The organism is Paraburkholderia bryophila, assembly GCF_003269035.1.
GTDB lineage: Bacteria > Pseudomonadota > Gammaproteobacteria > Burkholderiales > Burkholderiaceae > Paraburkholderia > Paraburkholderia bryophila.
This window is the reverse complement of record NZ_QLTK01000002.1, coordinates 563,021-578,824: the sequence shown is the minus strand read 5'-3', so window position 1 is coordinate 578,824 and position 15,804 is coordinate 563,021. Positions and strand designations below refer to the sequence as shown.

16 protein-coding genes and 1 pseudogene are annotated in these 15,804 nt (G+C 62.4%); all 17 read right to left on the bottom strand.

Features of this window, described 5'->3' with window-relative positions; all coding sequences use genetic code 11:
• Positions 1 to 11 precede the first annotated feature (11 nt).
• Positions 12 to 443: pseudogene (gene acpS / locus BX591_RS06195) on the bottom strand (holo-ACP synthase); the annotation flags it as partial.
• Between the two features lie 28 nt (positions 444 to 471).
• A complete protein-coding gene (gene pdxJ / locus BX591_RS06190; RefSeq protein WP_111929790.1) occupies positions 472 to 1,236 on the bottom strand; it encodes a pyridoxine 5'-phosphate synthase in 765 nt (254 codons plus the stop codon).
• Complete coding sequence (gene recO / locus BX591_RS06185) at positions 1,233 to 2,135, bottom strand: DNA repair protein RecO (RefSeq protein ID WP_111929789.1); 903 nt, start codon at positions 2,133 to 2,135, stop codon at positions 1,233 to 1,235. The genes pdxJ and recO overlap by 4 nt, the downstream gene beginning before the upstream one ends.
• Positions 2,122 to 3,021 (bottom strand): GTPase Era, encoded by a 900-nt coding sequence (era, locus tag BX591_RS06180; RefSeq protein WP_111929788.1) that lies wholly within the window; start codon positions 3,019 to 3,021, stop codon positions 2,122 to 2,124. Before era ends, recO begins: the two co-directional genes overlap by 14 nt.
• A gap of 54 nt (positions 3,022 to 3,075) precedes the next feature.
• Positions 3,076 to 4,200, bottom strand: a complete 1,125-nt coding sequence (gene rnc, locus BX591_RS06175; protein WP_111929787.1) for a ribonuclease III — start codon at positions 4,198 to 4,200, stop codon at positions 3,076 to 3,078.
• A 174-nt stretch (positions 4,201 to 4,374) separates the two neighbouring features.
• The gene (gene lepB / locus BX591_RS06170) at positions 4,375 to 5,268 is read right to left on the bottom strand and encodes a signal peptidase I (RefSeq protein ID WP_111929786.1); all 894 of its coding nucleotides are present in this window, start codon (positions 5,266 to 5,268) and stop codon (positions 4,375 to 4,377) included.
• A gap of 18 nt (positions 5,269 to 5,286) precedes the next feature.
• Positions 5,287 to 7,080 (bottom strand): translation elongation factor 4, encoded by a 1,794-nt coding sequence (gene lepA, locus BX591_RS06165; RefSeq protein WP_111929785.1) that lies wholly within the window; start codon positions 7,078 to 7,080, stop codon positions 5,287 to 5,289.
• A gap of 202 nt (positions 7,081 to 7,282) precedes the next feature.
• Entirely contained in the window at positions 7,283 to 7,555 is a 273-nt protein-coding gene (locus BX591_RS06160) for a glutaredoxin family protein (RefSeq protein ID WP_111929784.1), read from the bottom strand.
• The gene (locus BX591_RS06155; protein WP_111929783.1) at positions 7,552 to 9,078 is read right to left on the bottom strand and encodes a DegQ family serine endoprotease; all 1,527 of its coding nucleotides are present in this window, start codon (positions 9,076 to 9,078) and stop codon (positions 7,552 to 7,554) included. Before BX591_RS06155 ends, BX591_RS06160 begins: the two co-directional genes overlap by 4 nt.
• A 35-nt stretch (positions 9,079 to 9,113) precedes the next feature.
• On the bottom strand, positions 9,114 to 10,157 hold the full coding sequence (locus BX591_RS06150) for a MucB/RseB C-terminal domain-containing protein (protein WP_111929922.1): 1,044 nt from the start codon (positions 10,155 to 10,157) through the stop codon (positions 9,114 to 9,116).
• A 4-nt stretch (positions 10,158 to 10,161) separates the two neighbouring features.
• The gene (locus BX591_RS06145) at positions 10,162 to 10,794 is read right to left on the bottom strand and encodes a sigma-E factor negative regulatory protein (RefSeq protein ID WP_111929921.1); all 633 of its coding nucleotides are present in this window, start codon (positions 10,792 to 10,794) and stop codon (positions 10,162 to 10,164) included.
• Positions 10,795 to 10,878: 84 nt separating this feature from the next.
• The gene (gene rpoE / locus BX591_RS06140) at positions 10,879 to 11,478 is read right to left on the bottom strand and encodes an RNA polymerase sigma factor RpoE (protein ID WP_006051939.1); all 600 of its coding nucleotides are present in this window, start codon (positions 11,476 to 11,478) and stop codon (positions 10,879 to 10,881) included.
• A 102-nt stretch (positions 11,479 to 11,580) separates the two neighbouring features.
• Entirely contained in the window at positions 11,581 to 11,964 is a 384-nt protein-coding gene (locus BX591_RS06135) for a hypothetical protein (RefSeq protein WP_111929782.1), read from the bottom strand.
• A gap of 117 nt (positions 11,965 to 12,081) precedes the next feature.
• Complete coding sequence (gene fabF / locus BX591_RS06130) at positions 12,082 to 13,320, bottom strand: beta-ketoacyl-ACP synthase II (protein WP_035547354.1); 1,239 nt, start codon at positions 13,318 to 13,320, stop codon at positions 12,082 to 12,084.
• A gap of 300 nt (positions 13,321 to 13,620) precedes the next feature.
• Positions 13,621 to 13,860 carry an acyl carrier protein gene (gene acpP, locus BX591_RS06125; RefSeq protein WP_004197638.1) on the bottom strand — a complete coding sequence of 80 codons (240 nt, stop codon included), beginning with the start codon at positions 13,858 to 13,860 and terminating at the stop codon, positions 13,621 to 13,623.
• A 151-nt stretch (positions 13,861 to 14,011) separates the two neighbouring features.
• Positions 14,012 to 14,761 carry a 3-oxoacyl-ACP reductase FabG gene (fabG, locus tag BX591_RS06120; protein ID WP_111929781.1) on the bottom strand — a complete coding sequence of 250 codons (750 nt, stop codon included), beginning with the start codon at positions 14,759 to 14,761 and terminating at the stop codon, positions 14,012 to 14,014.
• A 100-nt stretch (positions 14,762 to 14,861) separates the two neighbouring features.
• Positions 14,862 to 15,797 (bottom strand): ACP S-malonyltransferase, encoded by a 936-nt coding sequence (gene fabD, locus BX591_RS06115; protein WP_111929780.1) that lies wholly within the window; start codon positions 15,795 to 15,797, stop codon positions 14,862 to 14,864.
• Between the last annotated feature and the right edge of the window lie 7 nt (positions 15,798 to 15,804).

Sequence of the window (15,804 nt, the reverse complement as noted above, 5' to 3'; positions counted from 1 at the left end):
TGAACGGCCGCCTGCGCTTGCGTGGCCGCTTGCGGCGCCCCGCTCTCCTGCCCCGTTTCCGCGATCACGAACGACACCGCGTAGTCCCGTTCGTCGCTGATCGTCACGCGCGCCGTGATGCCGCGCGCGTCGAGCCATTCGGCCAGTTCGCCGGAGGCGACCACCATCGGCTCGCCGCTCGGTTTATTGAGTGTTTGCAGCGCCCGCCATGTCATCGGCCAGCGCATGCCCAGCCCGATCGCTTTCGAGAACGCTTCTTTCGCCGAGAACCGCGTGGCGAGAAACGCGAGGCCACGCGCCGCCGACCGGGCCTGACGCGCGTGATAAACGCGCAGCTCGTCCGGCCCGAGCACCTTCTCCGCAAAGCGGCCGTTGGTGCGCGTCATGACCGCGGCCACGCGGCTGACCTGAACGATATCCGTGCCGATGCCGTAGATCGTCATGTGCGGTGCCGTCGCCGAATTCGCCGCACTACGCGCGCGCGCCGAGACGCGCGGCGACCATGATTGCCTTCATCTCGCGCACCGCGTTGTCCCAGCCGGCGAAGATGGCATGCGCCACGATCGAGTGGCCAATATTCAGTTCGTCGATGCCTTCGATCGCCGCGATCTGCTGCACGTTCGTGTAGTGCAGGCCGTGGCCGGCATTCACCTTGATGCCGAGCGTCGCGCCGAATTCCACCGCGCGAACCACGCGCTCGAATTCGCGCTGCTGTTCGGCGGGATCGTGCGCCTCCGCGTAACGGCCGGTGTGCAGTTCGATCACCGGCGCGCCGGCTTCGTGCGCGGCGCGAATCTGCGTTTCGTCGGGGTCGATGAAGAGCGACACGCGCGAGTTCGCTGCCGCGAGCTGCCTGCATGCGGCCCGCACCGCTTCGAACTGGCCTGCGACATCGAGGCCGCCTTCCGTGGTCAGTTCCTGACGCTTCTCGGGCACGAGGCAGGTGTCGTGCGGCTGCACTTCACAGGCGATGTCGAGCATCTCCTGGGTCACCGCGCACTCCAGATTCATACGCGTTTTCAGCAGCGGACGGAGCTTGCGCACATCGGCGTCGACGATATGGCGGCGGTCTTCACGCAGATGCAGTGTGATGACGTCGGCGCCCGCCTCTTCGGCCATCAGCGCGGCACGGATCGGATCGGGATAGGATGTGCCGCGCGCGTTGCGCAGCGTGGCGACGTGATCGATATTCACGCCCAGGTCGATGACGTTCGGCGACGTAAGAAAGAAGCTCATAAGTTCTGCAAGTCGATCAGGATCTGGCGCGTCGCGAGCGGCGTGCCGCCAAGGTAAATGTTGAGCAGAAAGCGCATCAGCGTTTTGCTTTGCGCCACGGTCTGCGCACGATGGTAATCGTCCTGCTCCATGTCGAGCAAGGTCTGCCCTGCAACCACCGGCCATTGCGCGGGTAGATCGTCGGAGGCTTCACGCACGCCGCGTTCCGGATCGAACACATAGCGGCCTTCGGCCACCACCGCCTTACGCGCGACCGTGCGATTGAGCGCCATCGCGTAGCCGGTTTCGCGCAGCAGCACGCGCTCGAACGAACGCAGTACCTGCACGGGCGGTTCGTCGTGAGCAAGACGCGTCATCGTGACGACGTAGTGATGGAACAGGTGTGGATGCGGGTCTTCGCGCGCGCAGAACTTGACCAGCAGTTCATTGACGTAGAAGCCGCACAGCAGCGCGTCGCCGCACAACGGCAACATGCCGCCGACCCACTCGGCGCCGGTGAGCGTGCGCACTTCGGATTTGCCGGACCATGACAACGCGAGCGGCTGGAACGTCTGCAAGACGCCGCGCAACGCCGAGTGCGGGCGCTTCGCGCCCTTCGCGACCAGCGCGAGACGGCCGTGATCGCGCGACAGCACGTCGATAATCAGACTGGTCTCGCTATACGGATAGCTATGTAAAACGAACGCGGGCTGTTCCGAGATGCGGTAGTCGGAAGCGGAGGTGCGCGGCGCGCGGCGCGCCGGTTTGTGCGGCTCGCCTTCGGCGCCCTGCGCGCTCTTACTGGAAGATTTTCTGGTGCTACGCGCGGGCCTGGCTGGCTCGCGTGCGGCTGCGGCCGGCTCCGGATCGTCCGGCCCGCCCGCGGAATTCAGCGTCATCCACGCGTCATTCGTACCCATACGCGCGAAGTCCGGCTTCGTTGTCGGCCCAGCCGCTCTTCACCTTGATGAAGGTTTCCAGATACACCGGGCCGTCGAACAGCTTTTCCATGTCGAGGCGCGCTTCCGTGCTGATCTGCTTCAGCTTCGCGCCTTTCTGGCCGATGATCATCGCCTTGTGCGTGTCGCGCTCGACCATGATGGTCGCGAAAATGCGGCGCAGGCGGCCTTCGGTTTCGAACTTGTCGATCAACACGGTGCTGGTGTACGGCAATTCGTCACCGGTCCAGCGGAACACTTTTTCACGCAGAATTTCGGCCGCGAGAAAGCGCTCGCTACGATCGGTCAGGTCGTCTTCACCGTAGATCGGCTCGCCTTCGGGCAGGAACGGTTTGACGGTCGCCATCAGACGCTTGACGTCGTCGACGTGCTTGGCCGACAGCGGCACGATCTCGGCGAACTTGTGCAGCGCGCTGATCTCCTGCATGAACGGGAACAGCGAGTCTTTGTCGGACACGCGATCGAGCTTGTTGGCGATCAGCAGCGTGGGCACCGACGACGGGATCAGGTCGAGCACTTTCTGGTCGTCGGGGCCGAAACGACCGGCTTCGATCACGAACAGGATCGCATCCACCGAGGTCAGCGTGGACGTCACCGCGCGGTTCAGCGAGCGGTTCAGCGCGCCGCTGTGCTTGGTCTGGAAGCCGGGCGTGTCGACGAAAATGTACTGCGCGTCTTCCAGCGTATGAATGCCGGTGATGCGATGGCGCGTGGTCTGCGCCTTGCGCGACGTGATACTGACTTTCTGGCCGACCAGCGCGTTCATCAGCGTGGATTTGCCGACGTTCGGGCGGCCGACGATCGCGACCATGCCGCAACGAAAACCAGTGGGTGTGGGAGCGTTCATATTCGGGCTACGGCTAGTTCAGATCAGCGCGCGGGATCGGCGCGCCGACGGCAATCAATGGCCCGCGTCGGCGACGCGGGTATGCACCGCGTCGGCTACGCCGGGTTCGTGTTCGATGGATGCCGGTGCGCCCGGAGTGGCGGCGGCAGCCGGTGTGGCTGAGTGGGCTGGGGCTTGAGTTTGAGCCTTATCCGCGCGTTCCGCTTTATCCACTTTGTCGGTCTTGTCTGCCTTGTCGGCGCGTTCCTGCCCGCTGTACTCGACGTGCGCGGCACGAATCACCGCGAGCGGCGCGGCTGCCACGGTCGATGCTGCCCGTTCCGCGGCGGATTCCGCTGCGAACGCCGCGCGAATCTCGCCTCGCGCGAGGCCGCGTTCGCTCTTACGGTCCGGAGTGCGCAAATCCAGCGCGGCCTGCACGCCGGTCACACCAGGCACGATCTCCGGCTCGGCTTTTTTCGCCGCGCGAGCGCTCTTCGAGCGCTTGGGCTTGGCGACCACGGCCGGCGCCGCGGCCATCACTTCGTCGAGTGCCTTCTTGGCCGCTGCCTGTTCGGCCGCGCGGCGGCTTGCGCCTGAACCGGACACCTTGACGTCCAGCTTCGGCACCGTACATTCGACTTCGAATTGCTGATTGTGCGCCGCACCATGCGTGGCGACCACCGTATAGGTCGGCAGCGCGATCTTGTGGCCTTGCAAATACTCCTGCAACAGCGTCTTGGAATCCTTGCCGAGCGTGCGCGGATCGATATGATCGAGAATCGGCACGTAAAGGCGCTTGATGACCGTCTGGGCGGCTTCGAAGCCACCGTCGAGGAACACCGCGCCCAGCACCGCTTCGAGCGTGTCAGCGAGGATCGAGGGTCGACGGAAGCCGCCGCTGCGCAACTCGCCCTCGCCCAGACGGAGGCCTTCGGAAATATTCAGGGCCTGAGCGATTTCGTAAAGCGACTGCTGTTTGACCAGATTGGCACGGACGCGCGACAGATCGCCTTCGTCCAATTTGCTGAAGCGTTGGAACAAAAGCGCAGCCACCGCGCAATTTAGGACGGAGTCGCCAAGAAACTCGAGCCGTTCGTTATGCGTGGAACTGTGACTGCGGTGCGTTAAAGCCTGGCGCAACAATTCCGCATTGCGAAATTCGTAGCGCAGACGGCTTTCCAACGGAGATAGGGGCATGGGCAGAGTATAACGCGGGCGCCAGACACGGCGAAAACGCGGGGCGGCCTGCGGAAAAAGCGTGGTGAAGCGACGTTACCGCGTGTTCTTAAAGTAGCGTGATAACACGCCGCGACTAACCTGACCTCAGTGGGGTCACGCGCGCGGCGTGCTGTGCAATCGCTGCACGCGAACTCAGTGGAATGAGCCGATGCGTTTCAGATTGCTGAAGTTCATCCAGATGAAAAACGCGCGGCCGACGACATTCTTGTCCGGCGCAAACCCCCAGTACCGGCTGTCCGCGCTGTTGTCGCGGTTGTCGCCCATCATGAAGTAGTTACCCGGTGGCACCTTGCAGATCACGCCGCGCGCGTTGTACGTGCAGTTATCGCGATACGGATAATCTTCCGCACCGACGATGAACGGCGGCACCGCAGGATTGTTCAGAATCGCGTTCTTGCGGCCGTCCAGATCCTCTTCGAACTGCTTCGCATAGCCCATGCGTTCGTCGTCGAGGTAATCGGGCAGCGCCGTTTCGGGCACCGGCTTGCCGTTGATCGTCAGTTGCTTGTCCTGATAAGCGATCGTGTCGCCCGGCAGGCCGATCACGCGCTTGATGTAGTCGACCGATTCGTCTTTCGGATAGCGGAACACCACCACATCGCCACGTTCGAGCGGACGGCCTTCAGTGATCTTGGTATTGGTGATCGGCAGGCGAATGCCGTATTCGAATTTATTGACGAGGATGAAGTCGCCCACCAGCAGCGTCGGTACCATCGAACCCGACGGAATCTTGAACGGCTCGACCACGAACGAACGCACCACGAACACCACCAGAATCACCGGGAAGAAACTCGCGGAATACTCGAGCCACCACGGCTGACGCAGCTTGTCGTCACGCAGACGGGCGCGCGTTTGCGCCGCGTTTTCGTCGGCGAAACGCTCGCCGACGCGTGCCTGCTGGCGGTCGAACTCGGCGACCACGGCTTCCGCCGCGCGGCGCCGTTGCGGCAGGAAAACCAGTTTGTCTGCGACCCATGCGACGCCCGTCAAAATGACGAGCACAAAAAGAATCAGCGCAAAATTCATAGAGTTCCGTTGTTCGTCTTATTTGTCTTCGACACGCAAAATAGCGAGGAAAGCTTCTTGCGGAATCTCGACCGAGCCCACCTGCTTCATTCGCTTCTTGCCTGCCTTTTGCTTTTCCAGCAGCTTCTTCTTACGGGAGATATCGCCGCCGTAGCATTTTGCCAGCACGTTCTTACGCAACGCTTTAATGTTCTCGCGCGCAATAATGTTCGCGCCGATGGTCGCCTGAATCGCCACGTCGTACATTTGCCGCGGAATCAGTTCGCGCATTTTCGCCGCCACTTCGCGGCCGCGATACTGGCTTTGCGAACGGTGCACGATGACCGACAGCGCGTCTACCTTGTCGCCGTTGATCAGCATGTCGACCTTCACGACATCCGCCGCGCGGTATTCCTTGAACTCGTAATCCATCGACGCATAGCCGCGCGAAATCGACTTCAGACGATCGAAGAAATCGAGCACGACTTCGCCCATCGGAATTTCATACGTGAGCTGAACCTGACGGCCGTGGTACTGCATATTGATCTGATTGCCGCGCTTTTGCGTACACAGCGTGATCACTGAGCCGACGTAGTCTTGCGGCATATACAGATTCACGGTGACGATCGGCTCGCGCACTTCTTCGATCTTGGACGGCTCCGGCATCTTGGCCGGATTTTCGACCATGATGATCGTATTGTCGCGTTGCAGGACTTCGTACACCACGGTCGGCGCCGTGGTGATCAGGTCCATGTCGAACTCGCGCTCGAGACGTTCCTGCACGATCTCCATATGCAGCAACCCGAGGAAGCCGCAACGGAAACCGAAACCGAGCGCCTGCGACACTTCCGGCTCGTACTGCAGCGAGGCGTCGTTCAGCTTGAGTTTTTCGAGCGAGTCGCGCAGCGCGTCGTACTGGTTGGCTTCGACCGGATAGAGGCCGGCGAACACCTGCGGCTTCACTTCCTTGAAACCGGGCAGCGGCTCAGCGGCCGGACGGTTCACCAGCGTGACCGTGTCGCCCACCTTGGCCGCGGCCAATTCCTTGATGCCGGCGATGATGAAACCCACCTGCCCGGCCGACAACGATTCGAGATTCTTCGACTTCGGCGTGAATACGCCGATATGCTCGACCGGGTACTGCGCGCCGGTCGCCATCATGCGGATCTTGTCTTTCGGACGCAGCGTACCGTTGACGATACGCACCAGCATCACGACGCCGACGTAGTTGTCGAACCACGAGTCGATGATCAGCGCCTGCAGCGGCGCTTCGGGATCGCCCTTGGGCGGCGGTACCTTCAGGATCAGCGCCTCGAGCACGTCTTCGACGCCGAGACCGGTCTTCGCGCTGCAATGCGTGGCGTCCGTCGCGTCGATGCCGATCACGTCTTCGATTTCGGCGATGGCGTTTTCAGGGTTCGCGGCCGGCAAGTCGATCTTGTTCAGCACCGGAATCACGTCGACGCCGAGTTCGATCGCCGTGTAGCAGTTGGCGACGGTTTGCGCCTCCACGCCCTGGCTCGCGTCGACGACCAGCAAAGCGCCTTCGCACGCGGACAGCGAGCGGCTGACTTCATACGAGAAGTCGACGTGTCCCGGCGTGTCGATCATGTTCAGGTTGTAGACCTGACCGTCACGCGCCTTGTAGGTCAGTGCGGCGGTTTGTGCCTTGATGGTGATGCCGCGCTCGCGCTCGAGATCCATCGAGTCGAGCACTTGGGATTCCATCTCGCGGTCGGACAGGCCGCCGCAAATCTGGATGATGCGATCGGCGAGCGTCGACTTGCCATGGTCGATGTGCGCAATGATCGAGAAATTACGAATATGATCCATTCAGTACCGATCAAGCGAAAAAGGCGCGCTCAGACAATAGCGGAGCACGCCTTGTAAGTAGGTGAAAAACCTATCTATTTTAGCCGAAAAGGCTATCGCCCGGCGCATCTTGCGAGGTCCGGGCGGAAAAGACGGCTCGAGAGAGACGTGATACCTGGTGTGAACGGCGCCCGTTGGCGCCCTGTTTGAACCCCGAGCGAACTCAGGGCGTCGCTGCCGTGCGCGTGTTTCTTGCGGCTAGCGCCTCGCGAACCCGTGTGACGTCGAGGTGATAGTGGCACAGTTCGACGCCATCGCAGAGCAGAACCGGCACCCGCTCGTTGTAACGCGCTTCCAGCACCGGATCGCTGTCGACGTCGACCACGTCCACCTGCGCCCCGAACTCCGCTAGCAACGGCTCGAGTGCGACGCGCATGTCGTCGCACAGGTGGCACCACGCGCGCCCGTAGAGCGTGAGTGGCGCCGCCTTCGTCATTTCTGGGCGCCGCTGCGCGGACGGACCGGCACGAACTGCGTGTTCTCGCCGCGGCGAACCAGCAACGCAACCATCTTCGACGGATCGAGATGCGCGCTCAGATCGTCGAACTGCTTCGCGCTCGTAATGTCCGTATCGCCCACCCGCAGAATGATGTCGCCCTTCTGCAAGCCGACGCGCGCGGCCGGGCCGTCAGCCGCGTCGATCTGCACGCCATTGCGCAGCTTCAGCGACTTCAGCTGGTCGGCCGGGATATCGCTGACGGCCAGACCCAGCACGTTGGTCGCACGCTGCTTCGGCGGCTGCGGCTTTTTCTGGTCCGCCTTGGTGGTCTTGTCCGGCTGCATTTCGGCGATCGTGACCGGCAGGTCGCGCGTCTGACCCTTGCGCCAGATCGTGATCGTCGATTTGGTGCCCGGCTTCGTATCGCCGACCATGCGCGGCAGATCCGTTGCCGTATCCACCGAATGGCCGTTGAACTTCAGGATGATGTCGCCCGGCTGCACGCCCGCCTTGTCCGCCGGGCCGCCCGGCTCGACGCTGCTGACCAGCGCGCCTTGCGCCTTCGGCAGGCCGAGCGAATCGGCGACGTCTTTGGTCACTTCGCCGATCGCCACCGCGATCCGGCCGCGCACCACCTTGCCCGACGTTTTCAACTGGTCGGCCACGCGCATCGCCTCGTCGATCGGAATCGCGAAAGAAATGCCCATGAAACCGCCGGTACGGCTGTAGATCTGCGAGTTGATGCCGATCACTTCGCCTTGCATGTTGATCAGCGGACCGCCCGAGTTGCCCGGGTTAACAGCCACATCGGTCTGGATGAACGGCAGATAGTCGCCCGTATCGCGCCCCTTGGCGCTGACGATACCGGCCGTCACCGTGTTCTCGAGACCGAACGGCGAGCCGATCGCCACGACCCACTCACCGACGCGAACCTTGTTCGAATCGCCGATCGTGATGGTCGGCAGGTTGGCGGCGCTGATCTTGACGACGGCGACGTCGGTCCGATCGTCCACGCCGATCAGCTTGGCCTTGAATTCGCGCTTGTCGGTGAGCGTGACGTAGATGGTGTCCGCGTCGTCGACGACGTGCGCGTTGGTCATCACGTAGCCGTCCGCCGACAGGATGAAGCCCGAGCCGACGCCGCTATTTTGCTCCGGATCGGTGTTATCCGGCGTGTCCTGGCTGCCGCCACTACCGCCGCTGCCGCCGTTATCGCCACCGCGCGGCGAACCCGGCGATTGCGGCGACTGCGGCAACGGAATGCCGAAGAAGCGGCGGAAGAATTCCGACATATCGCCGTCGTCCATACCCGGCGGCAAGCCGCCGCGGGCGCCGCTGCCGCTCGACACGCGCGTCGTCGTGCGAATGTTGACGACCGCCGGGCCGACCTTGTCGACGAGATCAGTGAAGTCGGGCAGATTGGCTGCGGCAGGAGCCGCCGACGCCGTGTGCGGCATGAGCGGCAAACACGCCGCCACTACCGCGGCCGCGAGGAATTTGCGCACCGAGAAAGTCGTCATATCGTAGCAAGCCGAGGGATTCAGGATTCGGAGGATTACTTCGGAGCTTTGTATTCTATGGCAGACGCAAATTGCTGCAATGTGGTCTGGGGCACTTCACCAAGCAGAGTAATCCAGAAGTCGCCGCGGCGCTTCACCAGCACATGGGTGGCGCCGGTGCTACCCGCGCCTTCCTTGCGCGTGTTGTTCTCGACCGGCTCGACGAACACCGAAATGGCCGCGAGGCCGTCCGAGAACACGGCCTGATCCACCGGAATGGTCGGCTGGCCCGCGTCGCGCGCGGCCATCGGCCGACGCAATTCACGAATCTTGCGGAAGCCCGGCACGGTCGGCGTGATCTGCCAGCCCTGCGCGGCCATGTCGACCGGTTCGACCGGCGGACGCACCACGGTCCAGCCCGTCAGGTTGCGAATCCCGTTGACGATCCCGGCCTTGTCCATCGGCACGCCGATGCGAATCTGCGAGAACGACAGTTGTTCGAGCACCTGCCCGTTCGCGTCGAGAGTCTGCGCGCGCAGCAACAGGCCGGTTTTCTTGTCGGCCCACAGCTTGTACGCGAAACGATAGGCGTCTTTCGGATCAAGTTCGATCACCTGGCTGTCAACGCCCGCTACGCGATCGTCGCCCAGCAGCTTAGGCTCATAAACCGACAGCACCTGTTCGCCGCTGACTGCCAGCAGCGCCGGAAACGAGTCTTTGTTCTGACGCTTCTCGACCACGCACAGATGCCGCTCGGGCACGAACGTGTAGAGGTCTTCGTTATGGCGCAGCATTTTGCGCGGCTTGCCGTCCAGACTCTCGAGCTGCTCGAATTCGCCGTCATTGCGGGTCGCATAATGCGCGATCCGCGAAGTCTGCACGAAATTGCCGCGCTGATAGACGAAGGCGCCTTCGTAATTTTGCTGCTGGGCGGCCTGATGGATGCGATCGAGCAGATCCGCGGCCGTGCGACGGGCGACGAGCGGGTCGTCGGTTTGTGCAAAGACCCGCGGTGTAGCGGACAACAATACGGCTGCGCAGAACAGAAATGCCGGCAGCCGCCCCCAGATAGTCGTTTTATTCAACCGCGGAGTCTGCATCAAACTATTGGCCTTGCGTAGAAACTGCGGCAGCGCGAATCAGCGGCATCGAGCCCGGCATGACCGGTTGTTGCGCGAATTGCTGGTGAGCTTCCAGATACTGGTCGAGACTGGCGTCGCGAATGATATTGGCGTCTTGCGCGACGGGCTGGACCGTCGCGGACGGCACCGAGGCCATGGCCACGCGTTGCAGCGAGTCGCCGTGCGACTGGACCGACGCGAACTGCGCCGCCCCCGAACCGCCCGGCACGCCTTGCAGTTGCGGCACGACGATCCATGTCAGCGTGGCGGCAGCGGCCGCCACCGCGAAAGCGGGCACCACACGACGGCGCAGCGCCAGCAAACGACGCGCAACCGGCATGGCCGCAGGCGCGAGCACATGTGGCTCGCTGTCGAGGCGCGCGGCGAAGCCGCTCAGGAACGCGCTGCTCGCCGCCGGGCTAACCGCCAGATCGTCGGAACGCAAAGCGTCGCCGATCAGGTGATAGCTCGACCAGGCGGTGCGATCCTCGCTATTCAGCCCGGAAAGAAACGCGTTCAGATTGAGATGCTCTTCGCCGAACAACTCACCGTCGACAAAAGCGGACAGACGCTCGCCGCGCGAGCTGGCTTGCGATTGCACCGAGACCGACCCCATGATGCTCCCCATCTTACAAATACCCCGTAGTGACACCACTAATCCAGATATTGCACCCGTGCCCCATACGGCCCGGCTGGTGGTTTACCAGCGCTTGCCTTCAGGTGTGTCAAGCAACGGACGCAATTTTGCCGCAATGGCTTCGCGAGCGCGGAAAATTCGTGATCTGACTGTGCCAATTGGGCAACCCATCATCTCAGCGATTTCCTCGTAACTCAAACCTTCAATTTCACGAAGAGTAATGGCGGTGCGCAACTCTTCCGGTAAAACCGCCATCGCAGCATTGACCGTCTCAGCGATCTGCTTGCTCATCAACATCGACTCGGGCGTGTTGATATCCCTTAGTTGGTCCGCGTCCGAGAAAGTTTCAGCTTCTTCAGCATCCGCTTCGGTCGATGTCGGCGCGCGCCGCCCCTGGGTCGCAAGGTAGTTCTTTGCCGTGTTGACCGCAATCCGGTACAACCACGTATAAAACGCCGATTCTCCGCGAAACTGCGGCAATGCCCGGTACGCCTTGATAAAGGCGTCCTGGGCGACGTCTTCTACTTCGGCGGGGTCCCGCACGAGGCGCGAGATCAGCCGAAGAATCTTGCGGTGGTATTTGGAGACCAGAAGCTCGAACGCGGCCTTGTCGCCCTTCTGGACGCGCTCAACCAGCACCTGATCAATTTCTTTTTCGCTCACCTGATAAATCCGTTAACTATAGGGCGCATGGCGGGGGACCATTGTAGCGTCCCCATCAACGATGAGACGTTACTCCGGTAACAGCGGTTACAGTCGTTACAGTCAGGCACCCGCAGCGCGCCGGCCCAGCACCGCCAGTTTGCGGAACACGGGGCGTGGCAGCGTGTCGGCGGTAAGCAGCAAGGTGGATTCGCGCCCGCGCTCCCCGGCAAGTGCCAGAACCAGCAGGCAGTCGCTCCAGTGCGCACAGCCGGCAATGCGCCTCTGCGCCGATACACGACCTATGCGATCCCCAACAGACAGCCCCTCCCGCCCGATTTTCAGTACGACGGGCTGCGCCCGCTCATGTTTGATCGCACGAAACATGAGCAGCACGCAAACGGCGAGCGTCAACGGAACGGCTTTCGCCGCCCCGAGATGCGATGCAGCGCACGCATAAACAGCCCACGTCGCAGTCAGGATGAACGCCCCCAACGCAGCGCGCATAACAAAAGAGCGCCGCAACGGAATCCGTTGCGGCGCTCCGTCAGGCGTAGCCGATTCGGGGGAAACCGCCGGGCGAACCGGCGGTGTCGACTGACTTGTCACCAAACGATCAGACGATCACGCGCGCTTGAAAACCAGCGTGCCGTTCGTGCCGCCGAACCCGAACGAGTTCTTCAGCGCGACGTCGATCTTCATTTCCCGCGCGGTGTTGGCGCAGTAGTCCAGATCGCAGGCCGGATCCTGATTGAAGATGTTGATCGTCGGCGGCGACACCTGATGATGCACGGCCAGCACGGTGAACACCGACTCCAGACCGCCGGCGCCGCCCAACAGGTGACCCGTCATCGACTTGGTCGAGTTCACGACCATGTCTTTGGCGTGATCGCCGAAAGCGCGCTTGATGCCGGTAGTTTCCGCCAGGTCGCCCAGCGGCGTGGAGGTGCCGTGCGCGTTCAGGTAATTCACCTGATCGGCATTGATACCCGCGTTCTTCAACGCGGCCAGCATGCAGCGGCGTGCGCCGTCGCCATCTTCCAGTGGCGCGGTCATGTGATAGGCGTCGCCGCTCATCCCATAGCCGCTGACTTCGGCGTAAATCTTCGCGCCGCGCGCCTTCGCATGTTCGTACTCTTCGAGCACCATCACGCCAGCGCCCTCACCCAGCACGAAACCATCGCGATCCTTGTCCCACGGACGGCTCGCCGTTGCCGGATCGTCATTGCGCTGGGACAGCGCGCGCGCCGCCGCAAAGCCGCCGATACCCAGCGGCGACACGGTGGATTCCGCGCCGCCCGCGATCATCACGTCGGCGTCACCGTATTCGATCAGGCGCGAAGCCTCGCCGATACAGTGCAGACCGGTGGTGCATGCGGTGACGATCGCCAGATTCGGACCCTTGATGCCGAACTTGATCGACAGGTGGCCGGAGATCATGTTGATGATCGACGCCGGCACGAAAAACGGCGAAATACGGCGCGGGCCGCGATTCGCATATTCCGTTTGCGTGGCTTCGATCATCGGCAGACCGCCGATGCCCGAACCGACCACCACACCGATGCGTTCCGAATTCTCGTCGGTGACTTCGAGGCCGCTGTCCTGCATCGCCTGGATGCCTGCAGCCACGCCGTAATGGATGAACGTATCCATGTGGCGCGCCTCTTTACCGGGGATGTAGTCCTCGATATTGAAGCCCTTCACCTCGCCGGCGAAACGAGTCGAGAAGTTCGACGCATCGAACTTCGTGATATTGGCAATGCCCGACTTGCCGGCGACCAGATTGGCCCAGCCGTCGGCAACATTATTGCCAACAGGCGAAATCAGCCCCAGGCCTGTAACAACAACACGACGGCGGCTCACGGTAACCCCTTTTTCATAGATGACAAAAGCAAAAGCCACAGCGACCACAGGAACGTGCCCTGTATGCCCTGTGGCTGTTAACCGCCCCCGATTCTGGTGCTTCGCACCAGTCCCCCGAAGGAGACGCAAGAAAACTTGGGGCGGCCCGGTGTTTTCTTGAAAGTCGGCAATTGCGCGAAAAGTTGCGCTGTCAACATCGCTGGCTCCTGCACGGCAAAAAGCGCCAACCCTGCTGGCGTCGGCAACCGACACGGCAGGGCGTCATACGCCACCAACGCAGAAACGCAGGCGCGAATGACCTTAGGCCTTGACGTTCGCGCGAGCGTAGTCGATCGCTTGCTGAACGGTAGTGATCTTCTCGGCTTCTTCATCCGGAATTTCCATGCCGAATTCGTCTTCGAGGGCCATCACGAGTTCAACGGTGTCGAGCGAGTCGGCGCCGAGGTCGTTCACGAACGAAGCTTCGTTCTTGATCTCAGCTTCTGCAACGCCCAGTTGTTCTGCGACGATCTTCTTGACGCGCTGTTCGATATTGTCCATTACCCCTCCAAGGGAAAAGAAGTTCAAAAATACAGGTGCGCGCATTTTATCAGGTTTGACCCGGCAAAAAAGCGGCGCATCGGGTTGCTGTCAAGGCATGCGCCTTACGCTTTTGCAAACGCATCAAGGCGCGGATAGTAACCGAATTTGGTTACGACATGTACATTCCGCCGTTCACATGCAACGTCGTACCGGTGATATAGCCCGCTTGCGGCGACGCCAGGAACACGACGGCGTGCGCGATATCTTCCGGGCTGCCCAGACGGCCGAGCGGAATTTGCGTCTTCAGCGCCGTTTGCTGCTCTTCCGGCAAGGTCTTGGTCATGTCGGTGTCGATGAAGCCCGGCGCGACGCAATTCACGGTGATGCCGCGGCTGCCGATCTCGCGTGCCAGCGCGCGCGTCATGCCCGCCACGCCCGCTTTCGCGGCCGCGTAGTTGACCTGCCCCGGGTTGCCGGCCGAGCCAACCACCGACGTGATGTTGATGATGCGGCCGCCGCGGGCCTTCATCATGGGGCGCAGCACCGCGCGCGACAAACGGAAGACCGACTTGAGGTTGGTGTCGACCACCGCATCCCAGTCGTCGTCTTTCATCCGCATGGCCAGTTGGTCCTGTGTGATGCCGGCGTTGTTCACCAGCACGTGCAGCGCGCCAAACTCCTTCACCGTGCCGTCGATCAACGCTTCGGCCGCGGCCGCGTCGTTGACGTTGAGCACCGCGCCACGACCGTTCACGCCGGCCGCGTTAAACGCTTCGGTGATCGCGGCCGCGCCGCTCTCGCTGGTCGCCGTGCCGATGACCGTCGCGCCCTGGCGCGCCAGTTCCATCGCGATCGCCCGGCCGATGCCGCGCGATGCGCCCGTCACGATTGCGATCTGCTTGTCGAGAATCTTTTCCATCTGTCAGTCCGAATGCCCTTCGGAGGGCTGATTGATTGCTGATGCAGCGTCCTGATGCCGCGCCTCGACGCCCGTTGCCGGGCACGTTACGAAGCGGCGTTCAGCCTGCCGTCACGAGCTTGAGCGTTTCTTCGAGCGAAGCCGGATCGAACACCGAAGCGCCGATCAGATTGCCGTCGATACGCTTGGTCAAACCCGCAAGGACCTTGCCAGGACCGCATTCGATCACATGCGTGACGCCCTGAGCCGCGATCGCCTGCACGCTTTCGACCCAGCGCACCGCACCGGCCGCCTGGCGCACCAGCGCGTCCTTGATCTGAGCCGGTTCGTTGACGATGGCGACGTCGACGTTATTGATGACCGGAATCGCCGGCACCTGTACGTTGACGCTGGCCAGATACTCGCGAAGCTGGTCCGACGCCGGCTTGAGCAGCGACGAGTGGAACGGCGCCGACACCGGCAGCGGCAACGCACGCTTGGCGCCCTTCGCCTTGGCCACTTCGCAGGCCTTCTCGACCGCCGCCTTGTGGCCCGCGATCACGACTTGCGCCGGCGCGTTGAAATTGACCGCTTCGACGACACCCGCAACCGATGCTTCGACGCACACCGCGCGCACCGTGTCGTCGTCGAGGCCGAGAATCGCGGCCATGCCGCCTTCGCCGACCGGCACCGCCGTTTGCATCGCTTGCGCGCGGAAGCGCACGAGCGGCACGGCGTCGCGGAACGCGAGCGCACCGGCCGCCACCAGCGCCGTATATTCGCCGAGGCTATGACCGGCGACGATTGCCGGCTGCGGGCCACCTGCCTGCTGCCACGCGCGATAAATCGCGTAAGCGGCGGTCAGCATGACCGGCTGGGTATTGGTGGTGAGATTCAGATCTTCGACCGGCCCTTCGGCGATCAGCTTGCCGAGATCCTGATTGAGCGCGTCGGAAGCTTCCTGAACCGTCTCGCGCACGATCGCGTGATCGGCGAATGCGTTGAGCATGCCGACCGTCTGCGAACCTTGCCCAGGAAAAACGAACGCAAATTTCATAACGTCC